Origin of the sequence: Clostridium folliculivorans (assembly GCF_024341905.1) — a bacterium.
In the GTDB taxonomy this organism is placed as follows: domain Bacteria; phylum Bacillota; class Clostridia; order Clostridiales; family Clostridiaceae; genus Clostridium_AR; species Clostridium_AR folliculivorans.
Map to the genome: position 1 here is coordinate 1 of NZ_BQXY01000034.1, position 554 is coordinate 554.

General features: G+C 45.1%; 1 rRNA gene. It reads left to right on the forward strand.

From position 1 onward, the window contains the following. A 23S ribosomal RNA gene (locus tag OCU55_RS23770) occupies positions 1–554 on the forward strand; the annotation flags it as partial.

Genomic DNA, 554 nt, shown 5'->3' on the forward strand with positions numbered 1-554 from the left:
CGAATGAGGAAACTCACGTAGGTAACCCTACGTATCTTATAGTGAATACATAGCTATAGGAGGGTAAACCTAGGGAACTGAAACATCTAAGTACCTAGAGGAAGAGAAAGAAAAATCGATTCCGTCAGTAGCGGCGAGCGAAATCGGAAGAGCCCAAACCAAAGATTTATCTTTGGGGTTGCGGACAGAACATAATATTGGTGGCTATTGTAATTGAAGATATCTGGAAAGATACACCGTAGAAGGTAATAGTCCTGTAAGTGAAACAAGAAGACCATAGTTCTGCTCCAGAGTACCACGAGACACGTGAAACCTTGTGGGAAGCAGGGAGGACCACCTCCCAAGGCTAAATACTACTTGATGACCGATAGTGAAGAAGTACCGTGAGGGAAAGGTGAAAAGAACCCCGGAAGGGGAGTGAAATAGAACCTGAAACCGTGCGCCTACAACCGATCATAGCACCATATGTGTGTGATGATGTGCTTTTTGTAGAACGAGCCAACGAGTTACGGTATGTAGCGAGGTTAAGTACTTAAGGTACGGAGCCGAAGGGA